Annotated in this window: 17 protein-coding genes; 6 read left to right on the top strand and 11 right to left on the bottom strand. The window is 35.4% G+C overall.

Annotation, left to right across the window (positions count from 1 at the left end; all coding sequences use genetic code 11):
• Positions 1–5: 5 nt before the first annotated feature.
• From accD to trpB, 3 genes are read right to left on the bottom strand one after another with little or no spacing between them, the layout of a single operon-like run.
• Positions 6–860: an acetyl-CoA carboxylase, carboxyltransferase subunit beta gene (accD, locus tag G581_RS0108140; RefSeq protein ID WP_028845399.1), complete on the bottom strand. Its 855-nt coding sequence runs from the start codon at positions 858–860 to the stop codon at positions 6–8.
• Complete coding sequence (trpA, locus tag G581_RS0108145; protein ID WP_028845400.1) at positions 861–1640, bottom strand: tryptophan synthase subunit alpha; 780 nt, start codon at positions 1638–1640, stop codon at positions 861–863. It abuts the gene before it with no gap.
• Positions 1637–2824 carry a tryptophan synthase subunit beta gene (trpB, locus tag G581_RS0108150; protein ID WP_038065569.1) on the bottom strand — a complete coding sequence of 396 codons (1188 nt, stop codon included), beginning with the start codon at positions 2822–2824 and terminating at the stop codon, positions 1637–1639. Before trpB ends, trpA begins: the two co-directional genes overlap by 4 nt.
• A 201-nt stretch (positions 2825–3025) precedes the next feature.
• Between trpB and hisG the strand changes: the two genes are divergently transcribed.
• Genes hisG through proB form a run of 5 tightly spaced genes read left to right on the top strand, consistent with a single transcriptional unit; the run spans position 3026 to position 6643 of the window.
• Entirely contained in the window at positions 3026–3904 is an 879-nt protein-coding gene (gene hisG, locus G581_RS0108155) for an ATP phosphoribosyltransferase (protein WP_028845402.1), read from the top strand.
• An 11-nt stretch (positions 3905–3915) separates the two neighbouring features.
• Positions 3916–4230 (top strand): 50S ribosomal protein L21, encoded by a 315-nt coding sequence (rplU, locus tag G581_RS0108160; protein ID WP_028845403.1) that lies wholly within the window; start codon positions 3916–3918, stop codon positions 4228–4230.
• Between the two features lie 2 nt (positions 4231–4232).
• Positions 4233–4502 carry a 50S ribosomal protein L27 gene (rpmA, locus tag G581_RS0108165; protein ID WP_028845404.1) on the top strand — a complete coding sequence of 90 codons (270 nt, stop codon included), beginning with the start codon at positions 4233–4235 and terminating at the stop codon, positions 4500–4502.
• A 45-nt stretch (positions 4503–4547) separates the two neighbouring features.
• Positions 4548–5549, top strand: a complete 1002-nt coding sequence (obgE, locus tag G581_RS0108170; protein WP_028845405.1) for a GTPase ObgE — start codon at positions 4548–4550, stop codon at positions 5547–5549.
• Positions 5546–6643 carry a glutamate 5-kinase gene (gene proB / locus G581_RS0108175; RefSeq protein ID WP_028845406.1) on the top strand — a complete coding sequence of 366 codons (1098 nt, stop codon included), beginning with the start codon at positions 5546–5548 and terminating at the stop codon, positions 6641–6643. The genes obgE and proB overlap by 4 nt, the downstream gene beginning before the upstream one ends.
• Positions 6644–6680: 37 nt before the next feature.
• Here proB and G581_RS0108180 read toward each other — a convergent pair whose 3' ends face one another.
• Positions 6681–7754 carry a DUF763 domain-containing protein gene (locus tag G581_RS0108180; protein ID WP_028845407.1) on the bottom strand — a complete coding sequence of 358 codons (1074 nt, stop codon included), beginning with the start codon at positions 7752–7754 and terminating at the stop codon, positions 6681–6683.
• Between the two features lie 34 nt (positions 7755–7788).
• Here G581_RS0108180 and truA point away from each other — a divergent pair, with 34 nt between their 5' ends.
• Positions 7789–8553 (top strand): tRNA pseudouridine(38-40) synthase TruA, encoded by a 765-nt coding sequence (truA, locus tag G581_RS0108185; RefSeq protein ID WP_028845408.1) that lies wholly within the window; start codon positions 7789–7791, stop codon positions 8551–8553.
• Here the strand turns inward: truA and G581_RS11095 are convergent.
• From G581_RS11095 to G581_RS0108220, 7 genes are all read right to left on the bottom strand, one after another.
• On the bottom strand, positions 8550–8939 hold the full coding sequence (locus tag G581_RS11095; protein ID WP_038065574.1) for a TraR/DksA family transcriptional regulator: 390 nt from the start codon (positions 8937–8939) through the stop codon (positions 8550–8552). The two genes, truA and G581_RS11095, sit on opposite strands and share 4 nt — an antisense overlap.
• Entirely contained in the window at positions 8940–9494 is a 555-nt protein-coding gene (gene frr, locus G581_RS0108195) for a ribosome recycling factor (RefSeq protein WP_028845409.1), read from the bottom strand.
• Positions 9469–10218 carry a UMP kinase gene (gene pyrH, locus G581_RS0108200; RefSeq protein WP_028845410.1) on the bottom strand — a complete coding sequence of 250 codons (750 nt, stop codon included), beginning with the start codon at positions 10216–10218 and terminating at the stop codon, positions 9469–9471. Before pyrH ends, frr begins: the two co-directional genes overlap by 26 nt.
• Complete coding sequence (gene tsf / locus G581_RS0108205; RefSeq protein ID WP_028845411.1) at positions 10211–10810, bottom strand: translation elongation factor Ts; 600 nt, start codon at positions 10808–10810, stop codon at positions 10211–10213. The genes pyrH and tsf overlap by 8 nt, the downstream gene beginning before the upstream one ends.
• A gap of 13 nt (positions 10811–10823) precedes the next feature.
• Entirely contained in the window at positions 10824–11609 is a 786-nt protein-coding gene (gene rpsB, locus G581_RS0108210) for a 30S ribosomal protein S2 (protein ID WP_028845412.1), read from the bottom strand.
• A 132-nt stretch (positions 11610–11741) separates the two neighbouring features.
• Complete coding sequence (locus G581_RS0108215) at positions 11742–12977, bottom strand: sensor domain-containing diguanylate cyclase (protein ID WP_028845413.1); 1236 nt, start codon at positions 12975–12977, stop codon at positions 11742–11744.
• The gene (locus tag G581_RS0108220) at positions 12974–13816 is read right to left on the bottom strand and encodes an HDOD domain-containing protein (protein WP_028845414.1); all 843 of its coding nucleotides are present in this window, start codon (positions 13814–13816) and stop codon (positions 12974–12976) included. Before G581_RS0108220 ends, G581_RS0108215 begins: the two co-directional genes overlap by 4 nt.
• Positions 13817–13923: the final 107 nt, after the last annotated feature.

The following is a 13923-nucleotide window of genomic DNA, read 5'->3' on the forward strand; positions in this document are numbered from 1 at the left end:
TTTGATTAATCAATGTTAATTAATTTTTCAGGCATAAATATATTAATAATTTTATGTATTGTGTTTTTTAACTCATTCCTTGTCACAACTACATCAACCATTCCATGTTCCAGCAAAAATTCAGCTCTCTGAAAACCTTCAGGCAACTGTTGTTTGATGGTTTCTTGAATAACTCTTGGTCCCGCAAATCCTACGAGGCTTTTAGGTTCAGCTATAATGATATCTCCCAGCATTGCAAATGATGCTGTAACCCCTCCAAATGTTGGATCTGCCAGAACAGATATATATAAAAGCCCTGCTTCCTTAACTCTGCCAATTGCCTGAGAAGTTTTTGCCATCTGTATAAGCGAAAACATTCCTTCTTGCATTCTTGCACCACCAGATGCTGAAACAATAATCAGAGGAACTTTTCTTGAGATTGCTCTTTCTGCAGCTCTTGTAACTTTTTCTCCTACAACAGTTCCCATGCTACCACCCATAAATGCAAAATCAAGAACAGCAATTACTACATCTCTTCCATTGATCTTGGCATCGCCATAAATAGCTGCTTCTTTTAGCCCTGTCTTTTTTTCATTTTCAAGAAGTCTCTCTTTATAGGACATCGTATCTTTAAACTCAAGTGGATCATGGCTTCTGAGATCAGGATCGAGTTCAGTGAAACTTCCATTATCTGTTATTAGAGTAATTCGCTCTTTTGCTGAAATCCTGAAGTGATACTGACATTTGGGACAAACTTTGCAGTTATTTTCAAGTTCTTTACGATAAATTATTTCCTTACAGTTTTCACATTTGACCCATAATCCTTCAGGAATTTTTACTTTTTTTTCTATTCTGGATTCTTTTTTTTTAAACCATGCCATTTATTTTATAGCCTCTCTTAAAGATTTTATAAATTCGTATGCTTCTTCAGGTTTTTCATGAAACATCTTCACAATCGCACTTCCCACAATCACACCATCAGCAAATTGTGATACATAAGCTGCCTCTTTTGGTTTGCTAACTCCAAATCCAACGCATACCGGTTTACCAAAACTTTTCACATAGTCTATATGCTCTTTGAATGCTTTATCAAGTATAAGCTCAGAGCCTGTTATTCCTGTTATTGAAACATAATAAATAAAGCCTGTTGAAAAACGGGCAATTTTTTTTATTCTCTCAGGTGTTGATGTTGGTGCAACTAAAAAAACTGTATCAATACTGTATTTTTTGGCATAAAACATGTATATCCGGGATTCCTCAACTGTCAGGTCAGGAAATATCACGCCTGAAATACGTGCACTGGATGCATCATTGAAAAATTTTTCAATACCATAACAGAAAACAGGATTTAAATAACTCATGAGGATTACAGGAGTTTGTATTTCCTCTTTAAACTCTTGAAGAAATTTTAATATCTTTCTTAATGTTACTCCTGCGTTTAATGCCCTATCAGAAGCTTTCTGAATTGTAGGACCATCAGCAAGAAGATCTGAAAAGGGAACGCCAAGCTCGATAATGTCAGCACCTGCATCAGTTAGCATCTTGATCCTTCTTAAAGTATTTTCAAGATCCGGGTCTCCTGCCATAATATACGGAATAAATGCTTTTCTACCCTGCTTTTTTATTTCCTCAAGTTTTTTTCTTACAGAAAAACCTTTCATATAGAAATTCCTTTAATCCTCGCTACTTCTTGAACATCTTTATCTCCTCTGCCTGAGAGGTTTACAATGATTATTGAGTCCTTTGACATCTTTGGCGCAACCTTTATTGCCTCAGCCACAGCATGTGCTGACTCCAGAGCAGGAATAATGCCTTCAAGGCTGCTCAACAGCTCAAAAGCCTCCAATGCCTCGTCATCAGTTACATGCGTATATTTGACCCTTCCTGTATCCCTTAAATAAGCATGTTCAGGGCCAACAGAAGCATAATCAAGCCCTGCGGATACAGAGTGAGTTTTTAGAATATTGCCATCGTCATTCTCTAAAACATAACTCAAACATCCCTGAAAAACTCCCTTATTACCACTTGCAAATCTTGCTGCATGAAGCCCTGTCTCAATGCCTTTACCACCTGCCTCAACACCTGTCATCTGAACATCATTATCATCTAAAAATTCGCTGAAAAGTCCAATTGAGTTGCTTCCACCACCAACGCATGCAATAAGGAGCGATGGAAGTCTGCCTTCTTTTTTTAGTATCTGTTTTTTTGCTTCTTTCCCTATTACGCTCTGAAAAAATCTAACAAGTAATGGATAGGGATGTGGTCCAAACACTGTTCCAAGAACATAGTGCGTTGTTCTTACATTTTTTGTCCAGTCTCGCAAAGATTCATTAATTGCATCTTTGAGTGTTTTTGAACCAGTATCAACTGGAATAACTTTAGCACCAAGAAGATTCATTCTGAAGACATTGAGCTGCTGTCTTCTTATATCCTCTGTTCCCATGTAGATATCACATGCAAGTCCTACAAGTGCAGCACCCGTTGCAGTGGCTACCCCATGCTGACCCGCTCCTGTTTCAGCGATTATCCTTTCTTTTTTCATAACTCTTTTTGCAAGTAAAGCCTGTCCAAGTGCATTATTTATTTTGTGCGCTCCTGTATGTGCGAGGTCTTCTCTTTTTAGATATATCTTTGCACCGCTCAGATATTCTGTCAGCCTACCTGCAAAATAAAGTGGTGTAGGTCGACCAACATAATCTTTAAGTAGTGATTCAAACTCATCTAAAAACTCTTTATCAAACTTCACTCTCAAAAAAGCCCTCTCAAGCTCCTTTAAAGCAGGCATTAGAGTCTCAGGCACAAACCTCCCACCATACTGTCCAAAATAGCCTTTTTTAATATACATGAAAGCTATTATATCATAATAATAAATGGCTACGCATATGCTTGTTGAGTGCTCGTTGAGAGTCTGTATTTCCAATAGACCATTGAAGTCGACCAACATGACGTATTACTGCTATGATTCTTATTTAGTTGCAAGTTGACGAAAAATTTAGAAAAATTTTAAACTAATAATTCGAAGTAACTCTGGAGGTTTCAACAGAAAATGGAAGATAAAAATTTAAAGCTTGCTTTACCAAAAGGAAGTCTGCAGGAACTAACGCTAAAGTTGTTTAAAAAGGCTGGATATAATATAAATGTTTCTCATCGATCATACTATCCTGTTATAGATGATGAAGAAATATCATGTATGCTTTTAAGGGCTCAGGAAATACCTGTTTATGTAGAAAAAGGATATTTAGATTGCGGACTTACTGGTTATGACTGGATCCTTGAACAAAATGTGGATGTTGTAGAGATTGCAGAGCTTAGATATGCAAAAGAGGGTTTCAGACCTGTAAGATGGGTTCTGGCTGTTCCAGAGGACTCTCCAATTAAAAGTATTGAAGAGTTACAGAATAAAAGAATCGCTACAGAGCTTGTTGGATATACAAAAAGATATTTAAAATCAAAAGGAATTAAAGCTGAGGTTTATTTTTCATGGGGAGCTACAGAGGTTAAACCTCCTTATCTTGCTGATGCTATAGTTGATCTAACAGAAACAGGAAGTTCTATTAAAGCCAACAAATTGCGCATAATTGATGTAATTCTTGAGTCAACAACCCGATTTATTTCAAATAAGAATACCCTGAAAAATCAGTGGAAGAAGAAAAAAATGCAGGACATCGCGATGCTTCTTCAGGGTGCCTTACTCGCTGAAGAGAAAGTCGGACTAAAAATGAACGTGCCTAAAGATTCTCTAAAAAAGGTTCTCAGTTTGCTCAATTCTTTACACTCTCCTACAATTTCACAACTTTATGATGAAGACTGGTATGCAATAGAGGTCATCATAAATGAAAAAAAGGTTAGAGAGCTTCTTCCTAAACTCAAAGATGCAGGAGCATCTGGTTTTGTTGAATATCCATTAAATAAAGTAATTCCTTAGGAGGTGTTTTCATGTATGCAGTTATAGAAACCGGCGGAAAGCAACTGAAAGTTAAAGCTGGAGATACTGTTAAAGTTGAAAAACTTAGTTTAGAACCAGGACAGGAAGTTGTTTTTGATAAGATTTTACTTTTTAAATCAGATGATGAACTGAAAGTAGGGAAGCCTTATCTTGAAGGTATTAAAGTGAAAGCTCAAGTGATTGATGAGGCAAAGGACAAAAAAGTGCTTATTTACAGACCCCCTTCAAAAAAAGCCATGCACAAGCTTAAAGGACACAGACAGTGGTATACTAAAATAAAAGTACTGGAAATTATAGGAGGATAAACATGGCACATAAAAAGGGAGTTGGAAGTTCAAGAAACGGAAGAGATAGTCAGTCTAAAAGACTTGGTGTGAAAAGATTCGGTGGACAAATTGTAAAAGCAGGCAATATTCTCGTACGTCAGAGAGGAACCAGGTTTCATCCAGGATCAAATGTTGGAGTTGGATCTGATTACACTTTGTTTGCACTTATTGATGGAGTTGTAAAGTTTGAAAGAAAAGATAAACAGAGACTCAAGGTAAGCGTTTATCCAGTCTCAGAACCTGCCCAATAAACGCGGGGTGGCTTATATAAGTAAGCCACCCTCATTTCTTTCTATATGCAATTCGTTGACTACGTTAAAATCTATGTAAAAGCCGGAGACGGCGGTAGAGGATGTGTAAGCTTCCGCAGAGAAAAATATGTTCCTCGTGGTGGACCAGATGGTGGAGATGGTGGAAAAGGAGGAGATGTAATAATAAAAGCCTCTTCAGATCTTCATACACTTCTTGATTATAGATATAAAAAAATATATAAAGCAGAAAGCGGTGAACATGGAAAAGGAAGCAATATGACAGGAAGAGATGGCGAAGATTTAATAATAAAAGTACCTGTTGGAACAGTTATAAAAAATATGGAAACAAATAAAATTATTGCAGACCTTGATGAAGAAGGTAAATCCATTGTAATAGCTAAAGGAGGAAGAGGTGGTCTTGGAAATACGCATTTTGCAACCTCTACAAATCAAGCACCAAGATATGCGCAACCAGGGCAGAAAGGCGAGGAACTATGGATAATCCTTGAACTTAAACTACTTGCTGATGTTGGTCTAATAGGGCTTCCAAATGCAGGAAAATCAACATTGATCTCGGTTATAAGTTCTGCTAAACCGAAGATTGCCGATTATCCGTTCACCACACTTACTCCGGTTTTAGGAGTTGTAAAATACGGTGATCATCAGAGTTTTGTTGTTGCTGATATTCCAGGTTTGATTGAAGGAGCACATAGAGGGACAGGTCTTGGACATCAATTCTTGAGACATGTGGAAAGAACATCTCTGCTTCTTCATCTTGTTGATGTATCTGATTTTATTGATTCAGATCCTGTGGAAAATTTCGAAAAAATTCAGAAAGAGCTTGAACTTTATAATCCTTCTCTAATAAAGAAACCTCTTGCAGTTGCTGGAACAAAGATTGATCTGGCTCATAAGGCAAACAGGCTTAATAAACTCAGAGAATACTGTGAAAAAAAGGCGATTGATTTTTTTGCAATAAGTGCTGTAAAACAGGAAGGAATTGATAAACTTTTAAACTATCTTTCTGAAAGAGTAAATAAAAAATGAGAATTGTTGTTAAAATAGGTAGCAATCTGTTAACTGATAAGACAGGAAAAATCAATCAGCGAAGAATTCAATCTCTTGCACGTGAAATCAGCGAGCTTCATAATAACTCAGTTGAAGTTGTGATGGTTTCATCAGGCGCAATTGCTTCAGGACTGAAAAAACTCGGACTTGCAACCAAACCGAAAGAAGTTCGAAAAAAGCAGGCAACTGCCGCTGTTGGACAGCCACTTCTTATATGGATGTATGAGCGGTATTTTTTAAAATACAAAAAGCACATAGCCCAGATTCTTCTCACAAGAGATGACTTAAGTGACAGAGTACGGTATATTAATGCAAAAAATACAATTCTCACACTTCTTGAAATGGAAGTAATACCAATAATCAATGAAAATGATACTGTTGCCACTGATGAAATAAAATTTGGAGACAATGACCAGCTTGCTGCTCTTGTTGCAGGCCTTATTGAAGCAAATCATCTGATAATTCTCTCAGACGTTGAAGGACTTTACTTATCAGATCCTAAAAAAAATCCTGATGCTAGAATAATAAAACATGTAAAAGAATTTTCAAAAGAACTTGAGCAAATAGCAAAACCCACCTCGACAGGTTTTGGCACTGGTGGAATGTATTCAAAGGTTATTGCTGCCAAGAAAGCAACATCCTTTGGAATTCCTGTTCATATTGTAAGTGGGAGAAAATATGGAAACATCCAGGCAGTTTTAAGTGGTAAACAAATCGGCACTTATTTTGAACCCTCAGTGCATGGTGTAACATCTCGTAAAGGATGGATTGCCTATGCAGCCAGGTCAAAAGGAACTCTTTATATTGATGAGGGAGCTTCAAAGGCCCTGGTTAAGAACGAAAAAAGCCTTCTTCCCTCAGGCATAAAAAAAGTGGAAGGAGATTTTGATGTTGGAGACGCCGTTTACTGCATTGATGAAAAAGGAGAAAAAATTGCGAAGGGGCTGGTTAATTATTCCTCCTGTGAAATCAAACTGATAAAAGGTAAAAAATCGACTGAAATTGAAAAAATTCTTGGTTATAAATACTCTGACGAAGTAATTAACAGAGATAACCTCGTAATTCTGGTATAAACTTTAATGAGTTTTTCAGAAGGAAATGAGTTGCCAGCTACTTCATTAGTGTTACTAATCTTTTAAAAGCCTGCAACTTATCTGTGCGTCCAATTTTTGCTTTTTCAATGGCTTTTTTCAAAATATCTATTGTTCTATCATAAACATTTTTATTTACTGGATATGGTATTTTATCCTTTCCTCCATGCGCAAAGCTGTAACGTGCAGGATCTTTAAAGCTTAAAGGAGTTCCATAAATGAGCTCGGAAGTTAAAGCTAGTGCACGTAGTGTTTTCGCGCCAACTCCCCTGGTTTCAAGAAGAGATTCAAAATCTTCGGGTTGTTTTTCATAGGTTTGAAGAAAAATTTTGTAAAGATTTTTAGGATTTATATCATGAACTGTTACAGCATGTCTTTTTGGCAAATTAAGTTCTTTTATTTTTTCTATTTCAGTTACAAGCTTTTCAGGTTTTTCACAGGAAAGCAAAACAGAAGTCTTTCTTAATTCAATAGCCTCTTTTGCTGTAAAATTTAGAGTATCTGTATTAATATCACAGCAGACAGCTTCATGAGGCTCTTCAACGAAACTTTCAACACTGAAACTGAGCCAGTGATATCTTCTTGCCATAAGATTGGTTTCATTCATTCCCTGTTGAATAACACACCATTGTCCTTCTGGAGTAAAAACAATGGTATGATGATAAAGATTAAAACCGTCCTGGACTGCCACATTATCTACTTTCGCTGAAAGTCTGCTTGCATGGATAAATTCTGTCGGCGTGAATCCTGCTTTTCCAGCATACTCTATGATTTCCTGAGGAGTATTTAATGCTCTTTTACCCTTTCCACCAGCCACAAATAATCCAAGCTCATTTTCAACCCCTCTCAGGGCTTCTTTAATCGCTCCTGTTACTGTTGTGGTAACTCCACTACTGTGCCAGTCAAAGCCGAGAATACATCCAAGAGACTGAAACCAGTATGGATCAGAAAGTCTGCGCAAAACTTCCTCTCTGCCAAGTTCAATAACCATAAGTTCAATTATTGTTCTTGAAAGGGATATCATCCTTTTAAATAACCATTGAGGAGCTTTTCCACTGTGAAGCGGAAGATTTGCTGTTCCTGTCTTTTGCATAATTTATTTTAACAGGATGTTATAATTTTAAACTATGGTTCAGATTATGATGACAGTTCAGTATGATGGCACAAACTATTCTGGTTGGCAGAGACAGAAAAGGGAAAACACAATACAAACAGTCATAGAAGAGTCGCTCTCAAAAATATTAAAAACACAGATAAAAATTCGTGGAGCTGGTCGAACTGATGCTGGTGTTCATGCACTAGGACAGGTGGCTTCATTCAAGGGTGAAATTAAGATGTCATTAGATATTCTTAAAAAAGCACTAAATCATCTATTACCAAAAGATATAAGAGTAATTGACCTTAAAGAAGTTGAACCTGATTTTCATCCTCAGTATTCAGCAAAAAGAAAATCTTACATTTACTTTATCTGTCTTGATGAAGAATGCTCATGCTTTATTAATAGATATGTCTGGCATTACCCAAGAAAAGTTGATTTAAAACTCATGGAATACTCATTAAAACTTTTCAAGGGAACAGTAGATTTTACAGCTTTCTCAGGAAGTACAGATGTTAAAAATAAAATAAGAACAGTTTATAATTTCAGTTTGCAGTCATTCAATGAACTCTGTTTTATGGATATGAAAGTTCAGGGAAATTTTATTAAACTCCGCATAGAAGCAGATGGTTTTTTAAAATACATGGTAAGAAATATTATTGGATGTATAGTTGAAATTGGAAAGGGAAGATTAAGCAGTGAAAATATCAAAGAGGCTTTAAAATCCGGGAAGAGACCATCTTCAATACAGACAGCTCCTCCCAATGGACTTTTTCTGGAAAGAATAGTTTATTAGCTTTCTTCTCCTTCGAATTTTTCAATCATCTCTATCTTTTCCTGACAGTCTCTGCAGTATATTGCAAATGGAAGAATTTTTAATCGCTCCTCCGGGATTTCATCTCCGCACATCTCGCATATTCCATATGTATTATCTTCAAGTTTTTGTAATGCTTCCTCTATTTTTTTAAGAATGTCCCTGTGCGTACTTAATTTTTTTAAGCTTATGTCTTCAGAAATGTCAATAGCGCTTAAATCAGCATCATCCATTACTGCTTCTGCAATCTGACGTTTTTCTCCGGTTTGAAATTTTTTCATCTCCTCTTTTGCTTCCTGAAGAATCTGTTCTTTCATTTTGTTGAGCATTTTTTTTAATCTGGTCCTTCTTTCCAGTTCTGTATCCATTTAAACCTCCATGATTTCCTTCTCTTTTTGTTCAAGCAAATGATCGATTTTTTCAATAAAAGCATTTGTTATTTTCTGTATCTCTTCCTGTAGTCTATGAGAGTCATCTTCACTTATCTTCTTTTCTTTTTCACTTTTTTTTACTTCTTCAATTATATCTCTGCGAATATTTCTTACTGCCACTCTGGCCTCTTCAGCTCTTTTCCTTACAACTTTAACAAGCTGTTTTCTACGTTCTTCTGTTAAGGCTGGAATAACTATTTTAATCATCTTCCCATCATTAATTGGAGTAAGTCCGAGGTCAGACTTCATTATTGATCTTTCTATCTCGGATATCATTTTCTGTTCCCATGGCTGTATTGTTATCATCCTTGGTTCTGGTATTCCAAGCGTAGCAACCTGATTTAGAGGAACCACGTTTCCATAGTAGTCAACTTTAATATTGTCAAGAATCCCTAATGAAGCCCTCCCTGTTCTAAAAGTACTCAAATCTTTTTTAAATACTTCTAATGCTTGAGTCATTTTGTCATTAGCTTTCTTCTTGAACTCCTGCATATTGCACCTCTTTTAAAACAATGCTTCCTATTTTTTGCCCTAAAATTATTTTCTTTAAATTATCATATTTGCGGATATTAAATACAACAATTGGCAGATTGTTATCCATGCAGAGAGTGATTGCCGTTGAATCCATCACTTTAAGTGAATCTCTTATAACATCCATATAAGTAAGCTTATCAAACTTTTTTGCCTTCGGATCTTTAAAAGGGTCAGATGAATATATCCCATCTACCTTTGTTCCCTTCATAATAACATCTGCACCGATTTCTATTGCCCTTAGAGCTGCTGCTGTATCGGTTGTGAAATATGGATTACCTGTTCCAGCTGCAAATATTACAACACGACCCTTTTCAAGATGTCTTATTGCCTTTCTTCTGATATATGGTTCAGCAAGTTCTCGCATCTCAATCGCAGACTGCACTCTGGTATTAACATCAATTTTTTCAAGAGCATTCTGGAGGGCAAGTGCATTAATTACAGTTGCAAGCATTCCCATATAATCTGCCGTTGCCCTTTCAATCCCCTGCTCAGCAGCTTCAACCCCTCGGAAAATATTACCACCACCAATTACAACAGCGATTTCAATACCCAGTTCATAAGCTTTTTTTATTTCCTCTGCCATATAGTTAACTGTAACTGGATCAATTCCGTAACCCTTTTCTCCCATCAGGGCTTCACCACTTAACTTCAAAAGTATTCTTTTAAAACAAGCTTTACTCACTCTGTGACTGACCTACCTGGAATCTTACAAATCTCCTTACAATAATATTTTCACCGAATTTGGCAACTTTTTCAGTAATTAGGTCTTTTATCTTTTTCTCAGGTTCCCTGATAAATGGCTGTTCGAGAAGACACATCTCTTCAAAAAATTTTTCAAGTTTTCCCTCAACAATTTTTTCAACAACCTGTGGTGGTTTATTTCCCGTAATTTGAGCTCTGTAGATTTCTTTTTCTTTCTCTACAACTTCTTCTGGCACATCTTGGCTCTTTATATATTGAGGATTTGAGGCAGCAATGTGCATTGCAATATCCTTAGCAAGCTGACGGAACTCTTCATTTTTGGCAACAAAATCTGTTTCACAGTTGAGTTCAAGCATAACTCCAATTTTATCCATATGAATATAGGAAGTTATAATACCTTCTGTTGCACTTCTTGATGCTTTTTTCTGAGCAGTTGCCAGTCCTTTCTGTCTTAAAAATTCAATAGCTTTATTAAAATCTCCCCCTGAAGATTCAAGTGCTTTTTTACATTCCATCATTCCAGCACCTGTCTTTTCTCTGAGTTCTTTTACCATTTGAGCAGTTATGGCCATCTGAATTCCTCCTTTATTGTTCGATGTATTCATCCATTGACTTCTGATACTCCTCTTCCTGGAGTATTTTTTCTTTGATTGCTGCTTTTTCTGCCTCTTCTTCGAGTTTCTTCAACAAAATCTCTTTGCCCTCTAATACTGCATCAGCCATCTTTGATGTTATGAGCTTTATTGCCCTGATTGCATCATCATTTCCAGGAATAACATAATCAACAAGGTCAGGATCACAATTTGTATCAACAACTGCAACTATCGGAATTCCAAGCTTTATTGCTTCCTCTACAGCTATTTTTTCCTTCTTTATATCTACAATATAAATTACCTTTGGAAGTTCCATCATATCTTTAATTCCGATTAAGTTTAACTCAAGCTTCTGTCTTTCTTTTTCATACTTCGCAATCTCTTTTTTAGTGTGTAAATACAAACTTCCGTCTTCCTTCATCTGTTCAATTTTCTGCCATTTTTCAACACTCTTTCGTACGGTTGAAAAATTTGTAAGCATACCTCCAAGCCACCGATGGTTTACATAAAAAACACCAGCTCTCTTTGCTTCCTCAGCTATTGCTTCCTGTGCCTGTTTTTTTGTCCCGACAAACAGGATCGCATCTCCCTGAGATGCAATATTTTTTAAAAACTCATAAGCTTCTTCAAGTCCTTTAACAGTTTTCTGAAGGTCAATTATGTGAATACCATTCCTTTCCGCAAAAATGTACTTCTTCATCTTGGGATTCCAGCGTTTGACCTGATGACCAAAGTGAGCACCTGCTTCAAGAAGCTCTTTCATTGAAACTACAGACATAAAATCCTCCTAAATGGTTTTACCTCCGCCCATCCTCCTTAACCCTGTAAGGACCATTAGAGAATTTTCAGGGCGTGTGTTTTAAAAAGGTCAAAGACCTTTTGCATTAAGTTTAAAATTTATCATATTTGTTCAATCTGTTTCAATAACTTTTATTGTATCCTTACTTTTTTTAGCCTGGAAAAGGGTTCTATCAACTTTTTCAAAAAATTCTTTATAGCTCTTATAAAAAGATAATCCTGTCCCCATACAGCCAACAGCACCACTTGTACTAACAGAAGTTTTTTTATATTTGCTTTTGAAACTTTCTTTTATGTTTTCGGCAAACTTTTTTGCTCCTTGCAAACTAGCACCAATAAGAATACAGCCAAACTCATCCCCTCCAATGCGGGCTATAATATCCTCTTTTCTTGTATTGTTTTTTAATATTTTTGAAAAAAGTTTTATAAGTCTGTCACCTTCAGGATGTCCAAATGTATCATTGACTTTTTTTAAACTATCAAGGTCAAACAGAACAAGACAGAAGCTGTCTCCATACCTTAAAGATCTTGCATACTCTTCCTCAAGCCTCTTAAAAAAGAATCGCCTGTTGGGTATTCCTGTAAGGGACTCTGTTATTGAAGCTTTATAAAGCTTTTTGTTAAGCTTCTGAAGTTCTAATGTCTGTCGTTGAACCTCTTTTTTTAGATATTCATTAAATTTAAGATTTTCTCTGTAAAGTTTAAAATTTGTTAGGACTGTAGAAAAAAGATGCACCAGTGAAATAAAAAAGAATATACAGGATTCATTAAAAGCATTGGTATCTGGATGTGAGAAATTAATTACTCCAACAATCTCATTCTGAATTTTTACTGGAACAGAAAGAACTGACCTTATTGGCAGAGTTGAAAGCCTTAAATTGAATTTTTTATTTTTTTTGATATCTGCAATATACATAAAATGGCCTTTCTTAAAAACTCTCCCGGCAAGACTGTCATCAATATCAAATATTTTTGTTTTAAAATTTCTGAGCTTAATCTTTCCTGAACCAACTTTTAAAATAAGATAGTTTAAATCAGGATGTTTTTCCATAAATGAAATATTTTCAGCGGGAATTATCCTTATAAACTCATCAAAACAATATGCAATAAATCTGTAAAAATCAATATCAAAATAGATTTTATAAAGAATTCTATTAACAGTAGAGATAACCCTTATTGAAAGCTCACTACTGAAAGCCAGGTCTTCACTTAATATAAAAAGAGATTTTTCAAGTACGCATCGTTTTTCAATGTGTTTTAATATAATCTCTTTCAGTTCTTCATCAGTCAGTTTATCTAAATTTTCAAGAGATAGGGCTTGTCCGATATCTAATAAAATATCTCTCATAGATTTTCTACTTTTTTAATAATATCCTGTACCTCTGAAATTAATTCATATGTATCTGGAAGTTTTAAAATTTGATAAACTTTATCTTTATAGAAGTCTAGCCCTACTTTAACTTCAAAAGGAGAGTATCCAAGTTCTCCAGCAATAAAATTTGAGAGTTGAACCAAAGCAACAGCCTTTGAATATTTCATAGAGTTCTGCGGCAAATCATGATGATAAAAAATTGCATCACAGACTATTTCAGGCAACCCCCATGTTTCAGCGAGCCATTTTCCTATTTCTGTATGCGTTGTTCCAGTAATATTCAATTCTACTTTATTTAGAGATACTTCTTGTGAAATGCCTTCTTCGATTTTTTTAAAATGGTCATAAAAAGCATAATGAAGAGCAAACCACCCTATATCATGAAGAACCCCGGCTGTAAAATTCTCTTCAGAAGCCTCTTTTAAAAATTTTTCTGAAATAATCTGACATATTGCACCCGTAGCAACAGAGTGTCTGAAAAGTCTGATATAACTTTTTTCTTTCTCTTGAGTGGATTTAAAAAAACTAAATATTGATACACTCAAAGCAATGTTTTTTAAAGTCTTAAATCCGATTGTAAAAAGTGCTTCTTTAACAGTTGTAATTGGTTTATAATGTCCTAAATAAACTATATTAGCGATTCCAAGAACCTTTGACATAATTGGAGGATCCCTCTCTATAATATAAACAAGTTCATCAAGATGAGTTAACTCTTTTGAGGTCAGATTCAGTATTTTTTCAGCTCTATATGAAAGCGTGGGAAGCTTTGTAAGTCTCTGAATATCAATCCTCATGTCTTTCTGATTACAAAGCATTTTATCCTCTTTTTAAAGTTTTTTTAATTCAAAATATAAATAAAATTATAATATTTTTATATATATAATTATAATATTTTTATATATATAATATTTAATTATATTTA

The sequence above is a fragment of the Thermodesulfovibrio thiophilus DSM 17215 genome (genome assembly GCF_000423865.1).
Taxonomy (GTDB): domain Bacteria; phylum Nitrospirota; class Thermodesulfovibrionia; order Thermodesulfovibrionales; family Thermodesulfovibrionaceae; genus Thermodesulfovibrio; species Thermodesulfovibrio thiophilus.

Bases quoted from the DNA above. Each gene is read 5' to 3' on its own strand.
- accD (WP_028845399.1), bottom strand. From the start codon at position 860: ATGGCATGGTTTAAAAAAAAAGAATCCAGAATAGAAAAAAAAGTAAAA.
- trpA (WP_028845400.1), bottom strand. From the start codon at position 1,640: ATGAAAGGTTTTTCTGTAAGAAAAAAACTTGAGGAAATAAAAAAGCAG.
- trpB (WP_038065569.1), bottom strand. From the start codon at position 2,824: ATGTATATTAAAAAAGGCTATTTTGGACAGTATGGTGGGAGGTTTGTG.
- hisG (WP_028845402.1), top strand. From the start codon at position 3,026: ATGGAAGATAAAAATTTAAAGCTTGCTTTACCAAAAGGAAGTCTGCAG.
- rplU (WP_028845403.1), top strand. From the start codon at position 3,916: ATGTATGCAGTTATAGAAACCGGCGGAAAGCAACTGAAAGTTAAAGCT.
- rpmA (WP_028845404.1), top strand. From the start codon at position 4,233: ATGGCACATAAAAAGGGAGTTGGAAGTTCAAGAAACGGAAGAGATAGT.
- obgE (WP_028845405.1), top strand. From the start codon at position 4,548: ATGCAATTCGTTGACTACGTTAAAATCTATGTAAAAGCCGGAGACGGC.
- proB (WP_028845406.1), top strand. From the start codon at position 5,546: ATGAGAATTGTTGTTAAAATAGGTAGCAATCTGTTAACTGATAAGACA.
- G581_RS0108180 (WP_028845407.1), bottom strand. From the start codon at position 7,754: ATGCAAAAGACAGGAACAGCAAATCTTCCGCTTCACAGTGGAAAAGCT.
- truA (WP_028845408.1), top strand. From the start codon at position 7,789: ATGGTTCAGATTATGATGACAGTTCAGTATGATGGCACAAACTATTCT.
- G581_RS11095 (WP_038065574.1), bottom strand. From the start codon at position 8,939: ATGGATACAGAACTGGAAAGAAGGACCAGATTAAAAAAAATGCTCAAC.
- frr (WP_028845409.1), bottom strand. From the start codon at position 9,494: ATGCAGGAGTTCAAGAAGAAAGCTAATGACAAAATGACTCAAGCATTA.
- tsf (WP_028845411.1), bottom strand. From the start codon at position 10,810: ATGGCCATAACTGCTCAAATGGTAAAAGAACTCAGAGAAAAGACAGGT.
- rpsB (WP_028845412.1), bottom strand. From the start codon at position 11,609: ATGTCTGTAGTTTCAATGAAAGAGCTTCTTGAAGCAGGTGCTCACTTT.
- G581_RS0108215 (WP_028845413.1), bottom strand. From the start codon at position 12,977: ATGAGAGATATTTTATTAGATATCGGACAAGCCCTATCTCTTGAAAAT.
- G581_RS0108220 (WP_028845414.1), bottom strand. From the start codon at position 13,816: ATGCTTTGTAATCAGAAAGACATGAGGATTGATATTCAGAGACTTACA.